21 protein-coding genes are annotated in these 22919 nt (G+C 58.2%); 9 read left to right on the top strand and 12 right to left on the bottom strand.

Features of this window, described 5'->3' with window-relative positions:
- Positions 1 to 161: 161 nt before the first annotated feature.
- From ACXHRN_RS10065 to ACXHRN_RS10035, 7 genes are all read right to left on the bottom strand, one after another.
- On the bottom strand, positions 162 to 1118 hold the full coding sequence (locus tag ACXHRN_RS10065) for a DUF2950 domain-containing protein (protein ID WP_488641175.1): 957 nt from the start codon (positions 1116 to 1118) through the stop codon (positions 162 to 164).
- Between the two features lie 29 nt (positions 1119 to 1147).
- Positions 1148 to 2575, bottom strand: a complete 1428-nt coding sequence (locus ACXHRN_RS10060) for a DUF3300 domain-containing protein (RefSeq protein ID WP_488641174.1) — start codon at positions 2573 to 2575, stop codon at positions 1148 to 1150.
- Between the two features lie 136 nt (positions 2576 to 2711).
- Positions 2712 to 3041, bottom strand: coding sequence for a hypothetical protein (locus tag ACXHRN_RS10055; RefSeq protein ID WP_488641877.1), 330 nt, complete (start codon positions 3039 to 3041; stop codon positions 2712 to 2714).
- The gene (locus ACXHRN_RS10050) at positions 3041 to 3832 is read right to left on the bottom strand and encodes a DUF2092 domain-containing protein (protein ID WP_488641173.1); all 792 of its coding nucleotides are present in this window, start codon (positions 3830 to 3832) and stop codon (positions 3041 to 3043) included. Before ACXHRN_RS10050 ends, ACXHRN_RS10055 begins: the two co-directional genes overlap by 1 nt.
- A gap of 297 nt (positions 3833 to 4129) precedes the next feature.
- The gene (locus ACXHRN_RS10045) at positions 4130 to 5113 is read right to left on the bottom strand and encodes a SphA family protein (RefSeq protein ID WP_488641172.1); all 984 of its coding nucleotides are present in this window, start codon (positions 5111 to 5113) and stop codon (positions 4130 to 4132) included.
- Positions 5114 to 5467: 354 nt separating this feature from the next.
- Positions 5468 to 7288 carry a hypothetical protein gene (locus ACXHRN_RS10040; protein ID WP_488641171.1) on the bottom strand — a complete coding sequence of 607 codons (1821 nt, stop codon included), beginning with the start codon at positions 7286 to 7288 and terminating at the stop codon, positions 5468 to 5470.
- A 95-nt stretch (positions 7289 to 7383) separates the two neighbouring features.
- Positions 7384 to 7635, bottom strand: a complete 252-nt coding sequence (locus ACXHRN_RS10035) for a hypothetical protein (RefSeq protein ID WP_488641170.1) — start codon at positions 7633 to 7635, stop codon at positions 7384 to 7386.
- 1316 nt (positions 7636 to 8951) lie between these two features.
- Here ACXHRN_RS10035 and ACXHRN_RS10030 point away from each other — a divergent pair.
- The gene (locus ACXHRN_RS10030) at positions 8952 to 9095 is read left to right on the top strand and encodes a DUF1127 domain-containing protein (RefSeq protein ID WP_488641169.1); all 144 of its coding nucleotides are present in this window, start codon (positions 8952 to 8954) and stop codon (positions 9093 to 9095) included.
- A 138-nt stretch (positions 9096 to 9233) separates the two neighbouring features.
- On the opposite strand, the gene ACXHRN_RS10025 is transcribed toward ACXHRN_RS10030, so the two are convergent.
- Positions 9234 to 10112 carry an alpha/beta hydrolase gene (locus tag ACXHRN_RS10025; RefSeq protein WP_488641168.1) on the bottom strand — a complete coding sequence of 293 codons (879 nt, stop codon included), beginning with the start codon at positions 10110 to 10112 and terminating at the stop codon, positions 9234 to 9236.
- Positions 10113 to 10253: 141 nt separating this feature from the next.
- Between ACXHRN_RS10025 and parE the strand changes: the two genes are divergently transcribed.
- The 3 genes from parE (at position 10254) to ACXHRN_RS10010 (ending at position 14336) form a co-directional block, all read left to right on the top strand.
- Positions 10254 to 12338, top strand: coding sequence for a DNA topoisomerase IV subunit B (gene parE, locus ACXHRN_RS10020; RefSeq protein ID WP_488641167.1), 2085 nt, complete (start codon positions 10254 to 10256; stop codon positions 12336 to 12338).
- Between the two features lie 113 nt (positions 12339 to 12451).
- Complete coding sequence (locus ACXHRN_RS10015) at positions 12452 to 13063, top strand: PilZ domain-containing protein (protein WP_488641166.1); 612 nt, start codon at positions 12452 to 12454, stop codon at positions 13061 to 13063.
- A gap of 670 nt (positions 13064 to 13733) precedes the next feature.
- Positions 13734 to 14336 carry a transglutaminase-like cysteine peptidase gene (locus ACXHRN_RS10010; RefSeq protein WP_488641165.1) on the top strand — a complete coding sequence of 201 codons (603 nt, stop codon included), beginning with the start codon at positions 13734 to 13736 and terminating at the stop codon, positions 14334 to 14336.
- Here ACXHRN_RS10010 and ACXHRN_RS10005 read toward each other — a convergent pair whose 3' ends face one another.
- Positions 14337 to 14795 carry a DUF6949 family protein gene (locus ACXHRN_RS10005; protein WP_488641164.1) on the bottom strand — a complete coding sequence of 153 codons (459 nt, stop codon included), beginning with the start codon at positions 14793 to 14795 and terminating at the stop codon, positions 14337 to 14339.
- 133 nt (positions 14796 to 14928) lie between these two features.
- On the opposite strand from ACXHRN_RS10005, the gene ACXHRN_RS10000 reads away from it, so the two are divergent.
- The 3 genes from ACXHRN_RS10000 to ACXHRN_RS09990 all read left to right on the top strand — a co-directional run bounded on the left by ACXHRN_RS10000 (position 14929) and on the right by ACXHRN_RS09990 (position 17763).
- A complete protein-coding gene (locus tag ACXHRN_RS10000; protein ID WP_488641163.1) occupies positions 14929 to 15660 on the top strand; it encodes a hypothetical protein in 732 nt (243 codons plus the stop codon).
- 233 nt (positions 15661 to 15893) lie between these two features.
- On the top strand, positions 15894 to 17342 hold the full coding sequence (locus tag ACXHRN_RS09995) for an SPOR domain-containing protein (RefSeq protein WP_488641876.1): 1449 nt from the start codon (positions 15894 to 15896) through the stop codon (positions 17340 to 17342).
- 151 nt (positions 17343 to 17493) lie between these two features.
- Positions 17494 to 17763 (top strand): hypothetical protein, encoded by a 270-nt coding sequence (locus ACXHRN_RS09990; RefSeq protein WP_488641162.1) that lies wholly within the window; start codon positions 17494 to 17496, stop codon positions 17761 to 17763.
- 4 nt (positions 17764 to 17767) lie between these two features.
- On the opposite strand, the gene ACXHRN_RS09985 is transcribed toward ACXHRN_RS09990, so the two are convergent.
- On the bottom strand, positions 17768 to 18112 hold the full coding sequence (locus ACXHRN_RS09985) for a DUF1489 family protein (protein WP_488641875.1): 345 nt from the start codon (positions 18110 to 18112) through the stop codon (positions 17768 to 17770).
- 203 nt (positions 18113 to 18315) lie between these two features.
- Between ACXHRN_RS09985 and ACXHRN_RS09980 the strand changes: the two genes are divergently transcribed.
- Positions 18316 to 20154 carry a calcium-binding protein gene (locus ACXHRN_RS09980; RefSeq protein WP_488641161.1) on the top strand — a complete coding sequence of 613 codons (1839 nt, stop codon included), beginning with the start codon at positions 18316 to 18318 and terminating at the stop codon, positions 20152 to 20154.
- Here the strand turns inward: ACXHRN_RS09980 and ACXHRN_RS09975 are convergent.
- Positions 20151 to 20588, bottom strand: coding sequence for a DUF1489 family protein (locus ACXHRN_RS09975; RefSeq protein WP_488641160.1), 438 nt, complete (start codon positions 20586 to 20588; stop codon positions 20151 to 20153). The genes ACXHRN_RS09980 and ACXHRN_RS09975 overlap by 4 nt on opposite strands.
- Positions 20589 to 20639: 51 nt before the next feature.
- A complete protein-coding gene (locus tag ACXHRN_RS09970; RefSeq protein WP_488641159.1) occupies positions 20640 to 22037 on the bottom strand; it encodes an L-serine ammonia-lyase in 1398 nt (465 codons plus the stop codon).
- A gap of 172 nt (positions 22038 to 22209) precedes the next feature.
- On the opposite strand from ACXHRN_RS09970, the gene ACXHRN_RS09965 reads away from it, so the two are divergent.
- The gene (locus ACXHRN_RS09965; RefSeq protein WP_488641158.1) at positions 22210 to 22902 is read left to right on the top strand and encodes a DUF599 domain-containing protein; all 693 of its coding nucleotides are present in this window, start codon (positions 22210 to 22212) and stop codon (positions 22900 to 22902) included.
- Positions 22903 to 22919 lie beyond the last annotated feature (17 nt).

Raw genomic sequence — 22919 nt, 5'->3', positions numbered from 1 at the left:
CCCGAGTGCTGAGCTCGGCAGCATATATCGCTCTATTCTTGCCCGAAGATGACAAGAAAAGCCGGTGGGTGCATTCATTCGTCGGAAAACATGCGGCCGAAAAGCAAAGGCGCCCGGATCGAGTGGCCCGGACGCTTTCGATACTGACCTGTAATCGGCAATTAGTCGTCCGTGATCGTCCACTTGTCGCCGGGATTAAAACGCTTGATATCCCGCGCCAGCTTGTCGGTGTTCTCGCCAAGGTCGGCCTGATAAACGATCCCTTCTTTGCTGACGACGAAGGTGTTCACGCCGGTCTCGCCGTATTTCACCGGCCAGGCGACCAGCCCGAAGCCGACGATCATATTGCCGTTGATGATATAGTCATACTGGCCGCCGGCGATGTTGGCGCCCTGTCCCGTAAGGATGCGGTAGTGGTAGCCGAAGTAGCCCTCGCCGGCTTTCGCCTTGGCATAGGCCGCTGCTGAGAGTGCCGCACCTCCCGGACTGTCATCGTCCTCCTCCGTATCGCCCTCTTCGCGTTGCCAGTAGAGACCATCATGCGTGCCTTCGGTGCTCAGCAGCTTCTGGGAGTATTCGAGCACGCCGTCGCCATCGCGATCGGTCTGCGCATATTCGATCTGCGCATCGACATAGTCGCGTATGGTGTCGATCGTCTGCAATTCGTTCTCGCCGATGCGCCGGCTGAGAATTTCCTGCAACCCGGCAAATGTGTCGAACGACCATTTACCGTCCTCACCCTTGGAGATCGGGAAAGGCATCGGCCAGAGCCGGTCACCCAGGACGAGGATCTTGGCTCCATCGACCTCGCGCACGATAAGGCTTTTGGCCGCCCCGTCGCGGATCGCCTGATACGTGTCCGCAGCACCATCGCTGGTCTTGGCCTTGGCGGCGTCGAGCCCGAGAAGATCGGCGAGTTTGGCGATATCATTGGTGGCAAGCGCCGTCTTGAATGCGGCGACCGCCTCTTCCGGCGTGGCAAAGGTCGGGGGCTCCTTGGTCGACGCATAATCTGCGATAGAGGCCTGCGCTGCGATCGCCTGCGAGAATGCCCCACTCATAAGCACTGTGCCACTGAGCAACGTCGTCAGAACGAGAGAATGATAGAACTTGGACATGATCGTTTTTCCCACCTTGATTGTCATGATCAGCGACGCCGGCCGCCGCCGCGGGGCATCCGCGCGCTGCCTCTGTTGTGGCTCATCGAAGCGCGACCACGATTGGATTGCCGCTGCGCCGTCCTGCCGCTCCGGACTTCGCCGAGCGCCGAGGGGTGGCGACCGCGATTATCCACTCGCCCGCCTGGTTTCGGCTTTCTCGCCTGCCGGTTGACATTGGAGTTCCTCTTGACGTCAGAACGCTTCTTGACATTGTTGATCTTGTTGCTGTTGCGCGCTTGGTTAGCCTTCGAATTTTTGTTGCCGACGTTCTTCCGGTTGGCCGTCTGCTTGTTGTTGACCTTCCGATTGTCGTTGCGGCTCTTATCGACTTTGACGTTGTTGTTGACCTTAACCCTGTTGCCGGAATTCTTCGCCGCACGCACATCGTTGGCCGACACCCTGTTACCCGAGCGGTTGTTACCGATGCTGGTGTTGCCCGACTTGCGGGCGTTGTTCACCCGGTTGTCGAAACTGTTGTTGTTGGATCTCAGGCTCTTGTTGAAGTCGTTGCGGTTGAAATTGTTGAACTGATTGCGATCGAAGTTCATCTTGCTGCGATCAACGTTGCGCCAATCCACGTCGTTCATCCGAACGCGGCCATTGATATTGTTGAGGCACTTGTTGCAGTCGATGTTGACATCATTGTTCCAACGCCCGCCCCAGACACCATAATCGCCCCAGTTGACCGCTGCAGCCCAGACCACCCCGGTCACGGCGGCGGCGAAGTACGGTGCATTCGGATAGTAATAATTGGGATAGGGATCGGGATAATAGGTGATCGGCGCTGGCGCATAGTCCGACGTGTAGAGCATCTCCGGCTCATAGCGCGGTACATAAACCTTGTCGCTATTGACCGGCTGGATAATGACATCGTTGTCCTGCTGGACCACTTTGATCTTGTCGTCCGTCTTGATGATGCCCTTGGCTACGGCTTCGTCCCGAAGCTGCTGGATGGCCACAAGCACATCCTTCTGCTGAGCGGCGAGCGCATCGCCGAGATCCTGCGTCCACTCGAGATCTTCGCTCATCATCTTGACGATGTCGGGGTAATTCAGCAGCGAGATAACGCTGCCGTCCCAGGTAGTCTTCGGCTTCAGCGACTTGTCTTTCTTTTTCTTTTCGAGATAGCGCTCAGCTTCCACGATCTGCAGAGGATAAATCGAGGCAGACGTGACGAGCGCAACCAGGTCGTCCGGATAGAGCGCGATGCGCGCTACGAGCACCTGAAGCTCGTCTTCGCTAAGCGGCTCGTCAGCGTCGCTATCATCGGCGGTTGCTTGAGCCGCATCATCCGCGGCGGCAGTGGTGGTCTGCGCTTGTAGAGCCGATGGCAGTGATATGCCGAGGGCGAATGTGAGGCCGAGCAGGAGCACGGTCCAGAGCGCGGTTTCGGATCGGAAGGGTGACGAAGACATTTCGGTACCTCTCAACATTTGCACGGAGGAAAATGGCGTTCGACGTATTTGCGTACCACCACACACATCTCGTAGTGGCCTTGGGTCCAATGGCACAGACCAGGCAGCGCCAACGGATGAGGAACATCGCATGCAGCTATTCGATAACGACCTTCACGTACGCGCCGCCGCTGCGAGCATAGTAGGCGCCACCACAGCGGTAGTAATAAGATCCGTAGTAGGCCCCGTAGACGCATCCTGCAGGCAATGAGTTCACCCGGATCGTCGTCCGGCGGGCAACCCGGCGCGTGGTACGCCTGGCAACGCCGGCGTAGGACAACGGCGTCAGCGGATGCCCGACCCGGGCCTCGGCGGGCGTTGCCAGCATGACGGTTAATGTGGCGACATTCACGCCATCAATCGACAGGTCGGCCGGCATGAAAGCAAGCGCCAGAAGCAGCGTCGAGAGTTTTTTCCAAGTTATCATCATTGTGCTCCCGTGTCATCGGTGGGCGTTGGCAACTCGTCGATCATGCCGAGTTCGCTCAGATCGACCGTCTTGCTGTTCTTAGGTAACTCGATGCTGAAGCTTGTCTTCGCCACCTCACTGCCGGTCTTGAAGTTGCTGATCTGCAGTGTGTATTGAGGCGCTTGCGCCACATGCTTGGTGGTCACGACATATCTCATCGGCACTGGCTTGGGACCGCTTGATATCCAGATCTGCCAGTCAACCTCTGGCGTCCGGAAGGCCAGATATTCGCAGTCCACCCCGCCGACCACGGCGCTGGCGACATGTTTGGCCTCCGTCACCTCCTCGGTGAGAAGCTCGAAGGAATGCGCAGAAAACAGATCCGAGCCCGGTGCGCCGACATCGTTGGCCGTGAGTTGGTCGAACAGATCGTCCAGCGTGCCCTTGGCCTCGATCTGGGCATAGGCATCCAGGTTCTTACCATGAATCGTGAGCTTCTTGCCGTCGAAGCTGACATCGAGATCGGCAAAGCCGCCTCTGCGGGTCAGCCTCAGCTTGTCGGGTCGGTTGACCGTGGCCGTACCGGAACTGACGAATTGCAGCTTCTCGAAGCTTGGCGTCACCGCCTCGACCGAGGACTGGTAGTCGAACGAAAATGACTGCTGGGAACCCAGATAATCCGACATTGCCTTGAGGAGGACCTCGGCATCATCTGTACTCTCTGCCGCCAATGCCGCCGGCGCCATGAGGCTGAATGCCATCACTCCAGCAAACAGCGCCTTTCGGCCAGGATGAGAATTGGACCACATGCTTTCTTCTCCCCATGAAAATTTCGCCAACTTTAGCAACTACTGATCCATTCTCCGTAGCCAGCGTAAAAACAAGTACGTTACGGTTACATTGCCGTTGCGAAGGCCCCGCTGCCGGCGCCCCTACGATGGGCAGCGGGGATTTTGAGGCCGGGCGGACGCCTCAGGCGGACGCCCGGTCTTCCATATGATCGATCCAGGCCGGGCGGATGTGAAACGCTGCGCGCAAACGAAAAAGGCCTCCCGAAGGAAGCCTTTTAATCTTCATAGCAGATTGGGACGCCGCCCGAGCTCGCCTTATTTTGCCGGCGCGAAAATCGCCAGCGGCATCGACAGGGTCGCAAACACTGCATCGCCTTCGGCACGATTGCGGGCGTCGAATTCGTGGAAATATTTCAACCGCGTCGCGAGCGGCACTTCGCCGACCTTGAAGTTCCAGCCGACGGTGGCGCCGAGAGCCGCAACCCGTCCCTTGAACGCGCCGAGCTTGGCGCCGTCGCCGCTGTCGCCCGTTACCTGATCATAGTAGTAGCCGACGATACCAGCGGAAAACTGCTCATTGAACTGCTTGGAAATCGCGCCTTCAAAGTGGAATTCGTTACCCGTCTTGTAGTCCGTTGCCGGATTTTCGGCATTCATAGTCAGGCCCAGCACGCCGGAAAAGTCCCAGCCGGTTGCAGGATCGAAGTAAGTGCCGGCGGCAAACACGTCAGCACCCCAATGGTGGAAGGCGATATTGGAAATCTCGCCTTTTTGATAGTCGCCAATCGGCACATTGATCAATGTGCCGACCTGCCAGTGGAAATTGCCCTGCTCCCAGCCGAGCATGCCGCTGACGATCGGGTCACCCATGGTGAAGACGTCGTCGGAGACCCCCGTGCTGCGATGCCCAAGCAGCGGTCCATCGAATGTGACGTCTGCGGACGTGTTTTTCCATCCCAGCGGCAGGCTCATGGACAGCCCGACCTTGCCACCGAGGAAATTCTCCGGCAGCACCACGAGCGCGGTCGGAATTTCGATCGCGGCCTTGCCATTGACGCCGACGGCCACCTTGCCGCCCGTCTGCAGCTTCTTGCCGCCACCCAGATCACCGGAATAGTAGTAAAAATCGTTCTGGAAGAAGACCCCAGCCGGGGGCATGATCGCGGCTCCCGGCCCCTTGGAACCGAGAAGGTAGAAGCCCGCTCCGCCCTCAGCGGCTGTCGCATTGCCGGCATGGGCCGCGCAACACGCCAGCATTGACAGCGAAAAAATGGTCCGAAGACGACTACTGGTCATCATAAAACTCCCCGCATCATATTCACGGTCGCCCTGTTCGACCGCGGTCCCATATTAGCAGCGTCACATGATTCCATGCCCCTCGCCACCCCGAAAGTTGCGCACTACCCGCGTTGCGACCGTTTCGACTGTCGCGTTGCGGCAGTATTGCAGCAGTATTGCAACTGCGCCCCGGCCGGCGGCGAACGCAGCGATACGCGCGGTATCATCCGGCAGCCCTTGACGAAACAGTCGCCCCAATCCCGAGCAACAGCGTTTCACTCCGATGGAAAGTTGCAAGTACGTTACGGCAAATGTTCCGTAACGTAAGGTGCATAGCCGATTTTGGAAGGAGCCGTCATAGGCGCAGAACACAGCTCAGCTTTGCGCGCCGGCTGCGGCGAGATCGCGGGTCAGCATTGCCGTGAGGCCGGGGTCGAAGTGTCGGATATCCAGAATCGCGGCAAGCAGTTTGCGAAACTGCGGATGCAGGCGCTGCGCCTCGTCCAGCGCGGCAATCGCTTCCTGCTGCTTGCCCATTCGCACCAGCGCGGCGATCCTCACGGCAGCGCCGATCGTGTCGTTTCCGACCATGGTGTCCAGTTGCCGTAGCGCCGCCTTGAAGGCTCCGCCGCGATAATTTTCGAGCGCAAGCACGAGTTTGGCATCGGAGGAAACAAGTTCGGGCTGCTTCAGGGTTTTGCGTGCAAGTGCCACGCCCTTCGCCCAGGAACCGCTGGCGTAAAGGCGCAACGCAAAGGCACCGGCAATCTCGCCATTCAGGGGATTGGCATTCAACGCATCATTGCCCGCTGACACGGCAGCATCGGGTCGGGAATTCGCGTAAAGCGCCACCATGCGGGCGGCAAGCGCGCGGTCGGAACCAGGCGCCATCGAGACAGCGTTGTTGGCCAGCGCCAGTGCTTCGGCGGAATGTGCGGAGGAACCCGCCGCCTCATCGATTGCCACAAGGACACGTGAAAGTGTCGCATTGGCATCGGCATTGCGTTCGTTTGAATTCAGCGTCGATGTCAGGCAGGAGCGCGCCAGTATGATGTCGGCGGTTCTGCCGCGGCCGAGAGCATATTCACCGCGCAGCACACATATGTTGCCTATGGTGTTGGCCGCAGGGTCCCTGTCCAGCTCAAGATCGCCGAGCAGGCTGAGGCCCGAACCGAAACGCAGCGCGAGCGCAGAAACCAGTTCTGCATCGACATCGTCAATGGAGCGCCCGGCGGTCATCGCGTTCTCCTCACCGGAAGCCAACGTCTCGCCGCTGCGTGCCTCGAGCACAGCCCATTTCACGCTCCGCTCACCCACTCCGACCTTGTATTTGAGGGTAACCTGATAGTTGCTCATATCCTGCCCGAGGCCGCGATAAGCACCGGCCAGCCCCGCAACGGGCTGGATTGCGGCGGTGACCTGATTGTTGGTGATGCGCAACGTGCCAAAGCGTTGCACGGCAACCATCAGGTCGTCTTCGAGATTCTCCATCCGTTCGCCGTTGACCGGATCGCGGGTCGTGACAATGAAACTCACAAGCGGCTTGTCGACGACCCGCTGAGGCGTGGATTTTGCGGGAGCAATGACTTGAATGGTACCGAGCACCAGCAAAGTTCCTGCTGCAGCGAATGCGGCTGCGCCAACCGCAAGCCTGCTCCAGTGGCTCGAACGCACGTTTGAGGCAGCACTTTCGATGGCATCAGCAGCGACAGGCATCGGGCTCGCTTCAATCGCAAGAAAACGTTCGGATGGCGGCAGCCTCTCGTTATGCGGCCGGGAGACAACCCCTTCGGGAATAACGGAAAATTCAGCCACATAGTGGCCGCGCGGCAGGCTGACGCGCAGCTGGTGCGCCATGCCATACGCCTCGTAATACTGATCGAGCGCTGCCCTGACACGCGCAGCCTCGATGCGGACGATAGGGTCCGTTGCCGGGTCGAAACTCGATGGACGGCCGAAAACATCGATCGCCACAGCATAGGCCTTGGCGCCCTTCGGGTTGCCAGCGAAATTCTCGTTGGCAACATAGCGCAGGAAGGCGCGGTTTCGGTCTGTCAGGTGAAAACGGGAGTCCGCGAGCAGACGTTCGATCTCGGCTTTTGCCGCGCACAAATCAACCGCATCCGGCGCAATCGTATATCTATCCTCTTCCACGACACACACCCCCACGGTTATTGTCAGAGTGGAATAGAGCATTGAAGTGCGATCCTAACGCGCAGTATATTAGTTGGCGAGCACAATCTGGAACAGACGGTGAAGATTACCGTAAGTTGTTGCAAACAGTTGTGTTTTTATCGAACACTCGAGCCCCAGACCGAGCACAGCTCCACGACCTCGCTCTCAAGCCCGCTACAGACGGTCTCGTAATCCGAGATGATCGCACCATCGGAATGGGGATTGCTGCGCAGCCGCGCCAGCATCTGCGTGGCCTCGTCATAGGCATCGCAAAGATCACGCAAGGTCCGATCATGGCTGTGCAAGCGCTGCAAGTCGCTCCGCAACGCGGGGAGACGCACCATCAGCTTGAGCAGTCCCCTGGACATGTTGTCTCTGGACATCATTATCGTCACAAAATGGAGTTGCCATGCTCTCGCGTGGGGCACCAGCCAGCCGAATGTGATTTTGCCATGTGTGGACGGGGCCTCGGTTGCAGATGCTAGTCCGCGCGCGGAAAAGAATCGAGTACGTTACGGTTACATAGCCGGCATTTGCAGGCTTTGCAGGGGCCACAACAGTCCTGCGAGACACATCAGAAAGACGTGATGCCGCCGCCAAGCTGCGGAAAACACTTCATGTTACCGTAACGTACCGCGCCTGAGACAATTACCGCGCAAATCCTCAGATCTAGACAACGAAAGCCCCGCCAGGATCGAGGCAAATGAGGTCGACAAAGCGGTCTTCGCCGTCCCTTCTGGGCGTAGGGCATGGCGTAACGCGCATGACGCGGTGGAGCCCAGCAAACATCTGCTGTTCTGAGGATCACGACGAATTTGCGTCGATCTCCAACTGCATATCCCACCCCGAATTTTGTCCGTACAACCGCGGCACGTTCGGGCCTCTCGTTAACGCTTTCTAAATCATCATTTCGTAATGTAGAGCTTACTGAATTCGTTTCGCTCTCGAGCCATGCGGTTTTCGCATAATTCCTATGAGAATATTGCGCTGCACAAAATCGAAACGGCGGTCTATATATAAATCATCGAACGGCAACGAGCTGAACGATGAAAGCGGATCTGGCAGGCCGCGCCCGGCAACGGATGAAAGAGCCCACTTCGGATGAAGTGACATAGAATTCGGAGCAAGCGCACTCCTCCTCCCAGCGCCCTCCGATTTGACTGACGACACTCCTCCTCCCAGTCGTCAGTCATACCCAACGACGGCCACCGGACCTCCTCCCCCGGTGGCCGTTTTGTTTTTAGCCAGCAGTAATCATTACAGTTTTTAACCATGACGCGTTGGCCGCAGCCGGTCTTCGCTCAAATGCCAGCATGCGCGTTTACGCTTTTGTCCGCACGCTATGCGCCTGCGCCTTGCCTGAAGGACCACGGTGCGGCTCAAGAAGTGGCCATCAGCGGCAGAACTGTGCCGGCTAAGCCGGACCGCTCACCCAAAAGTCAAATGTCCAAAACCTCGGCAAATGCCTCGCAATCCAAGATTCGCCGCAATTTCTGCCCGAAAATGCTGCAATGATGAACAAAAAATGAGCTTTATTAATAACTTATCAATAAGCCTTGCGAGAAACGCATAGGTGCGATGCCGCAAAAGCGCTGGTAAATAGTGCAATGCAGCATTATCTTCGGATCATGAAATTCAAACGGCGGCGCCAAACGGAAGCCAGCCAGATCGAAAGGAAATGACCATGAACATCGCACGCGCTTACAACAACTGGGTCAAGTATCGCCAGACCATCACCGAACTCGGCCGCATGACCAACCGCGAACTCGGCGACCTCGGCATCAACCGCGAAGACATCCGCAAGGTTGCCCGCCAGGCAGTTCGCTAACATCGAACTGACGCCGATGGGAAGCAACGCTTCCTAAGTGGTGAGATCTGCAAGAAATTGAAAGACCGCTGGAGAAATCCGGCGGTTTTTTGTTTGCACGCCACCCTCGCCTCGCTCCTTTAAAAGCGAGGCTCAGTGCTACTGGGCGAAGATCCAGTCGAGACTGTCGCGCCAGTCCGTCATCCGCACCGGTGTGCCATGCGAACCGGTCTGGAACAGCACGAAGCGTGTCGGGTAACTCGCCGAGATCAGTGACTTGTAAAGCTTCACCTGGTCGGCCGCGGCATAAACGCTGTCATGCGACCCATGGCTGAAGAACATCGGCAGCTTGGCTTTGTACGCGGCACTGTTGCTGAAATCGGCATCGGTCGCGCCACCCATGACCATCATCCCCGTCAGTTCGCCAACCGTCTTCGCCTCCTTGGTGATGCCCCAGCAAATGAAGCTGCCCATCGAGGCACAGGAAAGCACGATCTTCGCCTGCGGCGCGGTCTGGGCGATATAGCCGATCAACGCCGAGATATCCGCAGCGCCATCGCTGTCGAAGGTCTTTACACTTGGCGCATAATAAACACCGCGATTTTCAACGGCGAGATTCTTGAGCCGATTGAAGTTGCCGCCGAAGCTGAAGTCGTTGGCCCCCAGCTTGCGGTCGCCGCCGCGCCCATGGATGAAGATGACGGCAAACTTGGCGCCGGCGAGATCGCCAACCCGCAGCACGTCGACCGACCGCCCACTTGCCGAGATGTTTTCGAATGCCTGCCCTCGTTTGGCACCAAGCGAGACATATTTGCCTTTAGCCCGTCGCTCCGGAATATCGTCGCGGCCGTTGATGTCGCGCATTTCCTGGTAATCGACCGTGATGAAGGCGCCATTATCTTCCTGCGAGAGGATGGCGGGATAGGCGAACAGGTCGTCCTTGTAGCTCTTGAGTTCGAGCGCGGCGGCGGGTAAATTCGCCACGGCTAGCATCGCAATAGCGGCGCAGCATCTAAAAGCCAAATGAGCTGTGGACATCAGCAACCCTTCCCGTGATACGGATGGAGGGCGCTTGTCATCCCGTCCATTGCGCGCAATCTTTCGCATATTCGCGATTTGTTCGGCTTTCTGGCAGAATCCGGTGATTCGCGGAACCGACAACGCTTGGAAAAGGCAAATATGAGCCACGCATTCGATCTCTTCTCCGGAATGCCCGAGGAACCCAAGAAGCCGGAGACTGCTGTGGCTCCTGCAAGCCCTGCTTCCGTGGAGCCGGCGGCTGCCGCAGTGGCCGCGCCTGCGCCGGGGCACCCGCAAGCGCTGAAGGAATCGGCAGGCGATGACTACGGCGCGTCGGCGATCCGCGTGCTCGAAGGGCTCGAGCCGGTACGCATGCGGCCAGGCATGTATATCGGCGGCACCGATGAGAAGGCGCTGCATCATCTGTTTGCTGAAGTCATCGACAACTCGATGGACGAAGCTGTCGCTGGCCACGCCAATTTCATCGACATCAATCTCGATGCCGAAGGCTTCCTGACTGTCACCGACAATGGACGCGGTATTCCGGTCGAAAACCATCCGCAGGTACCAGGGAAATCGACGCTCGAAGTCATCATGACCAAGCTGCATGCCGGCGGCAAGTTCGATGGCAAGGCCTATGAGACCTCGGGCGGTCTGCACGGCGTCGGCATCTCGGTCGTCAACGCGCTCTCGGATTTCGTCGAGGTCGAGGTCGCCCGTAACAAGCGGCTCTATCGCCAGCGCTTTTCGCGCGGCATTCCGCAGGGCGGGCTCGAAGAACTTGGCGAAGTCCACAATCGACGCGGCACGCGGGTGCGCTTCCATCCAGATGCGCAGATTTTCGGAGCGCACGCAAAATTTGATCCGGGTCGGATCTTCCGCATGTCGCGCTCCAAGGCGTATCTTTTCGGCGGCGTCGAGATCCGCTGGAGCTGCGATGCATTGCTGGTCGAAGGCACGGACGTGCCGGAGAAGGCCGTCTTCCACTTCCCCGGAGGGCTGAAAGACTATCTTGCTGCACAGATTGGCAAGGAATTCACCGTCACCCGCGACATCTTCGCCGGCAAGACGGAGCGACCCGGTGGCCATGGCTCGGTCGAATGGGCCGTCACCTGGTATGGCGGCGACATGATGCTGCATTCCTATTGCAACACGATCCCGACCACCGAAGGGGGCACCCATGAAGCGGGCTTCCGCATCGCGCTCACCAAGGGCCTGAAGGCCTATGCCGAACTGACCAACAACAAGCGCGCCGCCGGCATCACCACCGATGACGTGATGATTTCAGCGGCCGGTATGCTCTCGGTCTTTATCCGTGAGCCGGAATTCGTTGGCCAGACCAAGGATCGCCTTGCAACGGTCGAAGCCCAGCGCATCGTCGAAAATGTCATCCGCGACCCCTTTGACCACTATCTCGCCGACAATCCATCGGAAGCCGACAAACTGCTGGAATGGGTGATCGAGCGCTCCGAAGAGCGCATGCGCCGGCGCAAGGAGAAGGAAGTCAACCGCAAGTCGGCAGTGCGCAAGCTGCGCCTGCCGGGCAAGCTCGCCGACTGCTCGCAGAATTCGGCCGAAGGCGCCGAGCTCTTCATTGTCGAAGGTGACTCGGCCGGTGGCTCCGCCAAGCAGGCGCGCAACCGCTCCAATCAGGCCATCCTGCCGCTCAGGGGCAAGATCCTCAATGTCGCAAGTTCCGGCCGCGAAAAGCTTGGCGCCAACCAGCAGATCGCCGATCTGATCCAGGCGCTCGGCTGCGGCTCGCGCACCAAGTATCGCGAAGAGGACCTGCGCTACGAGCGGATCATCGTCATGACCGATGCCGACGTCGACGGTGCCCATATCGCCTCGCTGCTGATCACCTTCTTCTATCAGGAGATGACCGACCTCGTGCGCAAGGGCCACCTCTTCCTGGCCGTGCCGCCGCTCTATCGCATCACGCAAGGGGCCAAGACGCTCTACGCTCGCGATGACGCCCATCGTGCCGAGCTCGTCGAAACCGAATTCAAGGGCCGCGGCAAGATCGAAATCGGCCGTTTCAAAGGTCTCGGCGAAATGTCAGCTGGCCAATTGAAGGAAACGACAATGGACCCGGCAAGCCGCACCCTGCTGCGAGTCGAGATCGATGAAGTGGATTTCGAAGGCACGCGTGATGCGGTCGACAGCTTGATGGGCACCAAGCCCGAAGCGCGATTCCGTTTCATTCAGGAACGGGCGGTGTTTGCCGACAATCTCGACATCTGAAATGAAACAGAAAATTCGGTCGGCGAAAGCGCACCCACAGCGAAAAGCCAAAAACGTTTTCTTAACGTCGTTTGAGATAGATTGCTGTGCAGTGAATCTCTGGACCGACAAACATGCAAGCATTTCAGACCGCACAAACCATGGCTGCTAACACACCTGTGGACACGCGCGCTTTCCAGCGCGTGGCGGTCAATCTGCAAGGTCGCCTGATGCTCGCCGATCTCTCGGAATTCGACTGCAAGGCCATCGATATGTCGCCGAGTGACATTCGCTTCCAGTGCACGGCGTTTCCAAGAGTCGGCGAACGCATTATCGCCTATATCGATCACATCGGCCGGCTGGAAGGCAACGTCTTCAAGCTGGTGGATCATGGCTTCGTCGTGACGCTTCAGGCAACTGAGCGCAAGCGCGAAAAGCTCGCGGCACAGCTCACCTGGCTTGCCAACAAGACGGCGCTCGGCCTGCCCGAGGATCGCCGCCACGAGCGCGTTGCGCCACGCGCCACCCGCTCCGAGATCGGCCTGGACGATGGCCGCAACTATCCCTGCAAGATTATCGACCTTTCGGTGTCAGGCGCGGCGATCGAAATCGACGTGCGGCCAGCGCTCGGTACGCCGGTCAGGCTTGGCAACATGCGCGGCCGTGTCGTCCGCCACTTCCAGGAAGGCGTCGCGGTCGAATTCTCGAATATGCTGAGCCGTGAAAACCTGGAAGAGTTCGGCTGAGCCAATCAATCGCATGTGATCAATGAGCGCCGGCGGTTTCCGCCGGCTTTTTTGTTTCGGCTCAACTGGGTCGGCGCGGTGGCGGGGCAATGCCTTTCAAGTTTTCCCAATTGCGGACGGTAAACCGGCGCGGTGAGCACTGTTTTATGATGGGCAGATCGACGCTTCCTGCCTCAATACTGGACCAAAATCGAACACCTCTGCCACATTCGCCGAACTTCTGGCGCGTTGCAGCCAACATTTTGCCATCGGCTCGAAATTTTTATTGAACATTTTCTGGGCGCCCTTTGCATCGATTTTGGGGCCTATTCCAGGTTACCGCGATCGTCGCAGACTTTCGACAGAGGTAAGCGAGTGTAGACTTCAAACTAGAAGACCGGACACTTGCCAGCGATCGCGGACGATCCGCGGCTTGCGCGCTCTTCAATAGACATACATTTTCAATGACTTAAGACAAAGCAGTCAGGATTCTCATAAAATTTTCGACGAATTTCGCTCAAAACAACGGAAAACTCGATGAAAATACAAGTCAAAATAACTTAAAATACAAATACGATTTTATTTCAATTTAATACTTATACGCATTAATTCAATACTTGTTTTTACTGGTGTTTTTCGCTTGAGGTAAAAACACCTGTGCCATTGTCTTCCCAGAACGGGGAGACAACACATGCATGCAAAGACTGCCGTGAAGGCAATAATCGCAGCCTTGATGTTCGGGGCCGCAGCAGACGCAGCCCAGGCTTTCTCGGCCAATATGCTCACCCTCGGACGGACCAATCCGCCAATAGGGCATTACGAATTCTGCCAGCAATTTGCCGACCAGTGCGGCTCGAACGGATCCGACGGCGGCCCGATGGAACTGACCCAGGCGCGCTGGAAGTCGATGCTGCAGGTCAACTACAAGGTCAACAGCGCGATCGAGCCAGAGACCGACGAACAGATTTATGGCGTCGAGGAGAAATGGGCCTATCCGACCACAGTCGGCGACTGCGAAGATTACGCTCTCCTCAAGCGAAAGATGCTAATCGGCAAGGGCTTTTCGCCAAGCAACCTGTTGATCACAGTGGTGCTGCAACCGAATGGCGATGGCCATGCCATCCTGACCGTGCGCACCGATCACGGCGACTTCGTGCTCGACAATATGCGCAACAAGGTCCTGCTGTGGTCCGACACTGAATACACATATCTGAAACGTCAATCGACTAAGAATTCAGGACAGTGGGTCAAGATCGAAGACGATCATTCGCCCGCGGTTGGTAGCTTGCAGTAGTCAACTTGGACACAAGGCACCAGTCACCTTTGAGTCCGCCTGTAAATTGATGATTTTGGGCCAGGTCACGTCCCCAATCCCCGTCCTAGACCTGACCCCAATGCCGGTTCCGTTGTCCCCGGGACCGGCATTTTTTTGATTTAAATCCCAAACAGATTTTTTGGCGATTGAAAGCATCACGAAGCCGTAGATACCGGCCCAGCCCAACGTGATAACCACGCCATGGGCAATATCGCCTCGCGACATCGCCCCTTCCCGCCAACCTTCCGCGACGCGATCGACCAGCAGTGCGGGGCCAGCAAGCAGCGCCAGAACCCACGGCAGAGCGCGGCGCTCGAACTGCAGACCGTTGATCTGAAGCGGCAGAGAACCATCCAGGATAGTGCGGGCAGCGTCGAGGATCGCCAATGGCACAGCAAGACCTGCGACCAGGCATACGAAAACATCACCAAATGTCATAATAGGCCAGCCTCACAATATGTACGCATTACTGACGCTTTTTCAGCAAGAAGCGTGCCACCCCCACTCGCTCCAGTTTGGCACAGGCAAATCAGGCTTTGATACATATTTGACAGTCAGACGGACGGCAGCGATGGCGAATGAGCACGAAGATGATACGGTAACTTCGTTGTTCTCCAACGCCTTTCTCCTGAAAGCCACAGCTTTCATCGGCGTCCTGGCACTGCTGACAGCCGGCCTGACGATTGCCGGCAAGATGTATGGTGATCGCCTGGCGATGGACGGGCACACTCTTTCAAAAGATGTATTCCGTATCTCTATTGGCCAGGACCTGCTGTCCCTGCCCGCCAACATGATCCGTTTCGAGAACCAGCGCCACGACGGCGCAGCCCGGGTGGTCAATGCCTACCTGTCCTGGCCGGAAATGGACGGTTATACCGAAGCAAGTGCTGGCCGGTTCTCCGATCCGAGTGGTGCTCGCGACCTGATTTTTATCGAACTCACCCAAAGCGTTATGTCTCGCGACATGTCGGGGCGGCTCGAGCCGATCTACAAGAAGCTGTTCAAGAGGCAGCCGGAGCAAGGCCCCGCCGGCCTTTCCCTGCATCACCTCGACGAGAAATCTGGCTTCGGGTCGGAAGTCCTGCTGACCGGCAGGACAAAAGCAGGCGCTGACTACGTCGTCCGCTGCATCCTGCCCAAGGATTCCGCCGCGGCGACGTCAGCGGATTGCCAGCGCGATGTCCACGTCGGGCGCGACCTGACGCTGCTTTATCGATTTTCGGCCGAGTTGCTGCCTCAATGGGAGACCATCGATTCCAGCATCCTCGCATTTGCCAACAAGCACCTTCAATCCGGCACGTGATCCCTGTCCCGGCATGCGGCCGGACCTCATTCACACCGCCCCGAACAACTGATTTATTTTTCCACAAATCCTCATCAACGCTGAAACAATTCATTCATCATAAACCGATTGGTAACGCTCCCCCGCTACATTTCTCTCTCAAGTTCTCCGGATCCTCGTCCGGACTGCGCAACGAAAAAACGAAGAGTAGCATAGTGTCACAGTCCAAGTTCTCGTTGCCCTCGATCAAGGGCATGTGCGTTCCAGTCGCCAAGGCTTTGTTTTCACTAGTAGCCGCCATATCGTTAAGCGTGCTCGTTGCCAGCCCCGCCTATGCTGGCGCCAGGCCGGCAAGCATCGTGATCGATGTCCGCACGGGCGAGGTCATGGCCTCGGAAGATCCCGATGGCCTGCGCTACCCGGCCTCCCTCACCAAGATGATGACGCTCTATATGGTGTTCGATGCGCTGGAGTCCGGCCGCATTTCGCTCAACAGCCGTGTGCCTGTGTCAAGACATGCCGCTGCTCAGGCGCCGTCGAAACTCGGCGTCCGCGCCGGCCAGACATTTACCGTCGAGCAGGGTATCCTGGCGCTGGTGACACGCTCCGCCAACGACTGCGCGACCGCATTCGCCGAATTCCTCGGCGGCACGGAGCCGCGCTTCGGCAAGATGATGACCTCGAAGGCGCGTGCACTCGGCATGACCCGCACCGTCTACTACAACGCCAACGGCCTTCCCGATCCGCGCCAGGTCACCACCGCGCGCGACCAGGCCCGTCTCGGCATCGCGCTTCGCAAGCATTTTCCCGAATATTACGGCTACTTCTCCACACGCAGCTTCAAATACGGCCGCCAGGTCATCGGCAACCACAATCGCCTTCTCGGTAAGGTTCAGGGCGTTGACGGCATCAAGACCGGTTATACCCGCGCTGCCGGCTTCAATCTGGTCACCTCGGCGCAGGTCAATGGCCGCTCCGTCGTCGGCGTTGTCCTCGGCGGCACTTCCGGCTCGCAGCGCGATGCCAAGATGCGCCGCCTGATCGAAGCCTATCTGCCGCAGGCAAGCCGCCGTGGCGGTGACGCGGATGCTGTTGTGGCTGCCGCAAAGCCGAAGAAGCAGGTTTTCGAGACTGCCTATGCCGAACCGGTCAAGGCATCCGACGCAGCCATGGAAGTTGCCTCGGTCTCCAACGATCTCGACCTGCCGCACAAGGGCCCGGTTCCGGAAGCGCGCTACGATGCGGACGAAGAGGTTGCCGATGCCCAAACCACCAATACGGTTCCGGTGATCCGCACCAAGACGATCAAGATCTCCAAGGCTACCAAGGTTGCCTCCCTCGAAGCTGCGCCTTCGGAAGACATTCCGGCAGTCGCTGAGACCGAGGAAACCACTCGCTCGGTCAGCAAGGTCGAAAAAGTGGACAACGTCACCACCGCCTCCACCGAAACTGCGTCCAAGGGCTGGGTGATCCAGGTCGGCGCCGCACCGGGCAAGGAACAGGCGATGAATCTCCTGCAGAAAGCGCAGGATAAGGGCGGAAAGGTATTGCGTTCCGCCACCCCATTCACCGTTGCCTTCTCCAAGGGCAATGAGCAACTCTTCCGCGCTCGCTTCGGCGGCTTTGCCGACCAGGACGCCGCTGTCCGCGCCTGCAAGGTGCTGAAGAAGAAGGGCGTCAGCTGCTGGGCAAGCCTGCAGTAAGAAATCTGGTGCCGCCCCGCGCAAGCCGGGCGGCATTTTTCCGGCTTAGCGTATTTTGGCTGGAGCTAGTGAATGGAAAACCGGGCGCAACAGTCGCGGCTCAGGTGGTCCAAGTGAACCCTCGATTTGTATTGCGTACGAGGCACCTCTTATGGCTCGAAAAGGAAATCACCCGGACTTTCCGGTTCTCCCTGCCAAGAAGCAGGGCGCGCGTGGCATGGGCCTGCTGCCCCTGCACGAAGCTGCCATGAAGCTCGCCGGCATGGGTCTCGATCGCTCGCAGCACAAGACCAAGGATCTGGTCGCCATGCTGCTCGGCCACGGCGCCCGCGCCTGGCGCGCCGGCCAGCCCGCAGCCGTTCTTCATCTGCATGTGAAAACTCCGAAAGGCCGCCACCCGATACGGCTGCGGCTGCGCTGAAATCTTAAAGCAACCCGAGTTCAGCCAGTTCGCGCTTGAGATCGGCCGGCGTGTCCTGCTCGCTCTGCCCGGCCTCGTAGAGATCGCGAGGCGCATCTTTCGCCTCGTAATAGCGCCAGCCCTGAAGCGGTCGCTGGGGCCACGGCATCGTTTCAATGACCTCAGGATTCAAAGCAGCTTGTGGCGCGCCGCCGCCTGCCTCTTGGTCACCAGCGGAGCGATCTGCTTTCGAGACGGTCGGCCATCCGCTCCTGCACCCTGCGATTGTGCGTTTTGGAGCCCGCCCTACCCGGATCGATGCACTCGGGTCGGCGTATACAACACTGACAAGTTCCGCCAATCTGCCCATTGCCAATCTCGACATCGTCGGTATAGTCAGAAAGTGAACGTGGAAACAGATTTCCTCCAAGTCAATCTCGTGAACTTGCAGGCGCTGCATGTATTGCACGACTACTTTCGAGAAACTGTTTTAATAATCCTCTACGCATTCCCCAATTAGACTATCGCTCGACGCCAACAGGCAGCACTTCAATCCTGCTCCGGGAGTTTCTCATGGCCAAAAAGAAATTCCTTACCGCGAATGACGACACTTACCACGGCATCACGATTGCGGATAATGTCTTTGGTTTGGCTGGCAATGACCAGATCTACGGTCGAGGTGGGGACGATAAACTCGATGGCGGGGACGGCAGTGACAAACTCGTCGGCGGCGACGGCAACGACACCCTTCTCGGTAGAGCCGGCAATGACAAACTCGACGGCGGAGATGGCAACGACGTTTTGAAAGGCAGCATTGGCGATGACACGCTTGTTGGTGGCATCGGCAATGACGACCTTGATGGCGGTGATGGCCGCGACGTTTTAAACGGCGGCGATGGTCGCGACGTCTTGAATGGTGACAATGGCACCGACACACTTATCGGCGGCGACGGCAACGACATACTGGCAGGTGGAGGCGGCAACGACAGGCTGGTTGGCGGCAGCGGAAGCGACACGCTGGATTACAGCAAGGATGCATTGCACGGCGCAACAGCAGGGATCGTCCTGGACTTTGCGATCATTACCGTTGGTGAGAATGCCGGATGGTCTTCGGCCACCGATGGATTTGGCAATGTCGACTACTTCAAAAGTATCGAAAATGCCATCGGTACGAAGTTCGCCGATATCATCACCGGCGATGACGTTGGCAGATCGCTCGACGGCATGGGTGGAAACGATACGCTGACGAGTGGTAGCGGTATTGACACGCTGACAGGCGGTAATGGCAATGACACGCTGATTGGCGGCGCCGGCGACGACAGGCTGCTTGGCGGCAGCGGCAGCGATACGCTGGATTACAGCAAGGACGCATTGCACGGCGCAACGTCCGGGATCGTCCTCGATTTCACTGTTATCACTGTCGGTGAGAATGCCGGTTGGTCCATGGCCACCGATGGATTCGGCAATACGGACTATTTCAAGGACGTCGAACATGTTATCGGCACGGCGTTTGCCGATGTCATGACCGGCGATGCGCTCGGCATTTCGCTGGACGGCAAGGATGGAAACGATACGCTGACAGGCGGCAGCGGTGACGACACCCTGATTGGTGGCGGCGGTGCGGATAGATTTATTGGCGGCGACGGCATCGACACGCTTGATTTTCGCTATGATGTTCAGGCCGGCGGCAATTCGGGCATCTCGCTCACCTTCGACGATAATACGGAATGGTCCGCAACAACCGACGGATTTGGCAATACCGATTATTTCAAGGAAGTCGAACGTGTTATCGGCACGAATTTTAACGACACGATCGTTTGTGGTCCCATTAGCAAGTCGTACAGCGGCTTGGATGGCGTCGACACGATTGTCGGCGCAACGGGCCTGCTGAATGACACGGTTGATTTCCGCGGCAACCTTGCCGAAGAAGGCGTCATCATCAATTTGCAGACTGGCGTGGTGACAAACGACGGCTTCGGCAACGCCGAACACTATAGTTATGTCGAGAACGTTTACGGCTCGAGGTTCAACGATGATCTCACGCCGGGCGGAGCCTATTCGTCGGCGGACGGAGGATTGGGCGATGACATACTCCGGTCAAGCTCCATATATGGACAAAACTTCACGGGCGGCGGCGGCGCCGATACATTCATTTTCACCCTGGCAACGGCTGGCGCGCATGCGATCTATGATTACAGCCGGGCAGAAGGCGACGTCATCCGCTTGGAGGGGTTCGGCCCGATGGTGTTCATCAACTCCTACGAATTTTCGGGAACCCAGGCCGAATGCGTGCTGTATGTAAATCAGTTTACGACCGACGCGATTATCGACGCCGACGCTGACGGGGTGGCCGATTGTCGCATATCCGTCTGGAAGTTCGGTCTCGACAGCAGCGACTTCAATTTTGTTTAGAGAAGACCAAGCTCAGCCAGTTCGCGCTTGAGTTCGGCGGGCATGTCTTGCTCGCTTTGCCCCGCCTCGTAGAGATCGCGCGGCACATCCTTGGGATCATAATAGCGCCAGCCCTGGAACGGTCGCTTCGGCTGCGGCATAGTTTCAATGACCTCGGGGCCAAGCATCAGCCGGCAGCGGCCAATTCCATCCGTATCTGTAAATTCAACGATATCGAGCAGTTTCTGGCGCGCGGCCACCTGCCCCTTGATCACCCAGTAGAGCGAGCCGCCTTCGAGCAGGTCTGTCATGCGCTTGGGCACCATGCGGGTGACATGGCTGGAGTGAGGCTCCTGCCCCGCAGCGATCGCCAACAACGACCGCTCGGTGACCCATTCCTTGAGGTCATCGATAGAGTCGGCACCGACGCAGAGCTTGATCAGATTGAGGGCCATATCCGGTATTTCCGCCAAATGCCGATTGGGGTCAATCGGCAAATCGCACTATCAACACTCCACGACGTTGACGGCGAGACCGCCCATCGAGGTTTCCTTGTATTTCTCGTTCATGTCATTGCCGGTCTGTCGCATCGTCTCGATGCAGGCGTCGAGCGGAACGAAATGTTGGCCGTCGCCCTTGAGCGCCAGCGAAGCGGCGGTAACGGCCTTGACCGCGCCCAGCGCATTGCGTTCGATGCAGGGTACTTGAACGAGACCAGCAACCGGGTCGCAAGTCATGCCGAGATGGTGCTCCAGCGCAATCTCGGCGGCATTTTCGATCTGCTCCGGCGTACCGCCCATGACGGCCGCGAGGCCGGCCGCAGCCATGGCCGCCGCAGACCCCACCTCCCCCTGACAGCCGACTTCGGCGCCGGAGATCGAGGCGTTGTGCTTGACGATACCGCCGACAGCGGCAGCCGTCAGCAAGTAATCGCGGATGCCGTTCTGGTCCCAATCCTCATGGAAATGCTGGTAATAGCGGATGGTCGCGGGAATGACACCAGCGGCACCATTGGTCGGGGCGGTCACAATCCGGCCACCGCCAGCGTTCTCTTCATTGACCGCCATGGCATAGACCGACAACCAATCATTGGCGAGCAGCGGATTGGATTTGTTGGAGCGCCACTCTTCCTGCAGCTTGTCGTGAATCTGCCGCGCACGCCGGCGAACCTTCAGTCCGCCCGGCATGATGCCGTCGACGGCGAGCCCGCGATCGATACAGCTGCGCATCGCATCCCAGATCTTGTCGAGCCTGGCGTCGAGATCCTCACGGCTCATCGTCGATTCTTCGTTGGCCCGCTTCATCTGGGCGATCGTCAGCCCGGAGCGCGCTGCCATTTCCAGCATCTGCTTGGCGCTGGCGAAGGGATAAGGGACCTTGACGGCTTCCTGCTTCTTGCTCGCCCGCATCTTCTCGAGCTCAAGATCCGTGACCACGAAGCCGCCGCCGATGGAATAGTAGACTTGCTTGAGCAGCAAGCGACCAGAGCCATCGAACGCCTGAAACAGCATGCCGTTGGCGTGACCGGGCAGCGGCGTCTTCTTGTCGAGCAGCAGGTCCTCCTTGGGGCGGAAGACGTAATCGGGATGGCCGGGCGGTGAGATCCTGCCTGTGCGCTCGACCTCCGCGACGGCGGCATCCATGGCATCGGGATCGATCGTCTCGGCCGTCGCCCCTGTCAGGCCCAGAATGACCGCACGATCGGAGCCATGCCCAATGCCAGTATGCGCCAGCGAGCCATGCATGCTGACCTTGATCGAGGCGACCTTGGCACCGGTCGGACGCGGCCAATCCGGCGACAGGATGAGGTCAAGAAAGCGATTGGCCGCCGTCATCGGTCCCATGGTATGGGAACTCGACGGGCCAATGCCGATCTTGAAAACGTCGAACACGGATAGAAACATCGTTGACCGCCTTTGAGTCGCCTGTGGCGCATTGCCTGCTTTTTGTACCGTAGTCTAATTTACATATGGCCGCGCCATGAACTTCCGCCAAGTGCTGACACACAGGCGACATCCTGTTGCTTCATGGACAGGGCCGTTCACAAGATCAGCGAATCCATGCAAGATTGCCGTCATGACAACGAATGACTATATCGCCCTCGCCTTCTTCATAGCACTCTGGGCTGCCTTCAACTGGGTGACCAGTGGTGAACGCAGGTTCAAGCGCGTCAGCGTCACCCGTGCCATGACCATGCACCGTGCTGCCTGGATAAAGAACTCGCTGCATCGCGACCTGAAGATGATCGATACATCGATCATGGCGGGCCTGCAGAACGGCACCGCCTTCTTCGGCTCGACCTCGCTTCTGGCCCTCGGTTCGTCGTTTGCCCTGCTCGGAGCGACGGAACAGGCGCAAGCGCTGTTCAATGACCTGCCCAACATCTTCCACGGCAGCCGCACGGCGTTCGAACTCAAGGTCGGCGGGCTCTCAGCGATCTTCGCCTATTCCTTCTTCAAGTTCGGCTGGTCTTACCGGCTTTTCAATTACTGCTCGATCATGTTCGGAGGCTTGCCGATGCAGGCCGACGCGCTTAAAGACCCGCATGCGGCAAATCTGGCGGCCGAACGGGTCATCGCCATGAATGTCATCGCCGCCAAGAATTTCAATGCGGGCCTGAGGGCGCTGTTTCTGTCGATCGGTTACCTCGGATGGTTCGTCAACGCCTATGTCTTTGCAGTGATGTCACTGTTCATCTTCGCCATTCTCATCCGCCGGCAATTCTTCTCCGAGGCACGCAAGGCGCTGCTGCAGGGCCTGGAAGAGTGAAGCTTCGCCTTTCCAGC

This window comes from Shinella sp. OV683 (assembly GCF_057787725.1).
This window is presented reverse-complemented; position numbering and strand designations above follow the sequence as displayed.

Excerpts from the sequence above, each read along its gene's own strand:
- ACXHRN_RS10065 (WP_488641175.1), bottom strand. The coding sequence starts at position 1,118 with ATGTCCAAGTTCTATCATTCTCTCGTTCTGACGACGTTGCTCAGTGGC.
- ACXHRN_RS10060 (WP_488641174.1), bottom strand. The coding sequence starts at position 2,575 with ATGTCTTCGTCACCCTTCCGATCCGAAACCGCGCTCTGGACCGTGCTC.
- ACXHRN_RS10055 (WP_488641877.1), bottom strand. The coding sequence starts at position 3,041 with ATGATAACTTGGAAAAAACTCTCGACGCTGCTTCTGGCGCTTGCTTTC.
- ACXHRN_RS10050 (WP_488641173.1), bottom strand. The coding sequence starts at position 3,832 with ATGTGGTCCAATTCTCATCCTGGCCGAAAGGCGCTGTTTGCTGGAGTG.
- ACXHRN_RS10045 (WP_488641172.1), bottom strand. The coding sequence starts at position 5,113 with ATGATGACCAGTAGTCGTCTTCGGACCATTTTTTCGCTGTCAATGCTG.
- ACXHRN_RS10040 (WP_488641171.1), bottom strand. The coding sequence starts at position 7,288 with ATGCTCTATTCCACTCTGACAATAACCGTGGGGGTGTGTGTCGTGGAA.
- ACXHRN_RS10035 (WP_488641170.1), bottom strand. The coding sequence starts at position 7,635 with ATGTCCAGGGGACTGCTCAAGCTGATGGTGCGTCTCCCCGCGTTGCGG.
- ACXHRN_RS10030 (WP_488641169.1), top strand. The coding sequence starts at position 8,952 with ATGAACATCGCACGCGCTTACAACAACTGGGTCAAGTATCGCCAGACC.
- ACXHRN_RS10025 (WP_488641168.1), bottom strand. The coding sequence starts at position 10,112 with ATGTCCACAGCTCATTTGGCTTTTAGATGCTGCGCCGCTATTGCGATG.
- parE (WP_488641167.1), top strand. The coding sequence starts at position 10,254 with ATGAGCCACGCATTCGATCTCTTCTCCGGAATGCCCGAGGAACCCAAG.
- ACXHRN_RS10015 (WP_488641166.1), top strand. The coding sequence starts at position 12,452 with ATGCAAGCATTTCAGACCGCACAAACCATGGCTGCTAACACACCTGTG.
- ACXHRN_RS10010 (WP_488641165.1), top strand. The coding sequence starts at position 13,734 with ATGCATGCAAAGACTGCCGTGAAGGCAATAATCGCAGCCTTGATGTTC.
- ACXHRN_RS10005 (WP_488641164.1), bottom strand. The coding sequence starts at position 14,795 with ATGACATTTGGTGATGTTTTCGTATGCCTGGTCGCAGGTCTTGCTGTG.
- ACXHRN_RS10000 (WP_488641163.1), top strand. The coding sequence starts at position 14,929 with ATGGCGAATGAGCACGAAGATGATACGGTAACTTCGTTGTTCTCCAAC.
- ACXHRN_RS09995 (WP_488641876.1), top strand. The coding sequence starts at position 15,894 with ATGTGCGTTCCAGTCGCCAAGGCTTTGTTTTCACTAGTAGCCGCCATA.
- ACXHRN_RS09990 (WP_488641162.1), top strand. The coding sequence starts at position 17,494 with ATGGCTCGAAAAGGAAATCACCCGGACTTTCCGGTTCTCCCTGCCAAG.
- ACXHRN_RS09985 (WP_488641875.1), bottom strand. The coding sequence starts at position 18,112 with ATGGGCAGATTGGCGGAACTTGTCAGTGTTGTATACGCCGACCCGAGT.
- ACXHRN_RS09980 (WP_488641161.1), top strand. The coding sequence starts at position 18,316 with ATGGCCAAAAAGAAATTCCTTACCGCGAATGACGACACTTACCACGGC.
- ACXHRN_RS09975 (WP_488641160.1), bottom strand. The coding sequence starts at position 20,588 with ATGGCCCTCAATCTGATCAAGCTCTGCGTCGGTGCCGACTCTATCGAT.
- ACXHRN_RS09970 (WP_488641159.1), bottom strand. The coding sequence starts at position 22,037 with ATGTTTCTATCCGTGTTCGACGTTTTCAAGATCGGCATTGGCCCGTCG.
- ACXHRN_RS09965 (WP_488641158.1), top strand. The coding sequence starts at position 22,210 with ATGACAACGAATGACTATATCGCCCTCGCCTTCTTCATAGCACTCTGG.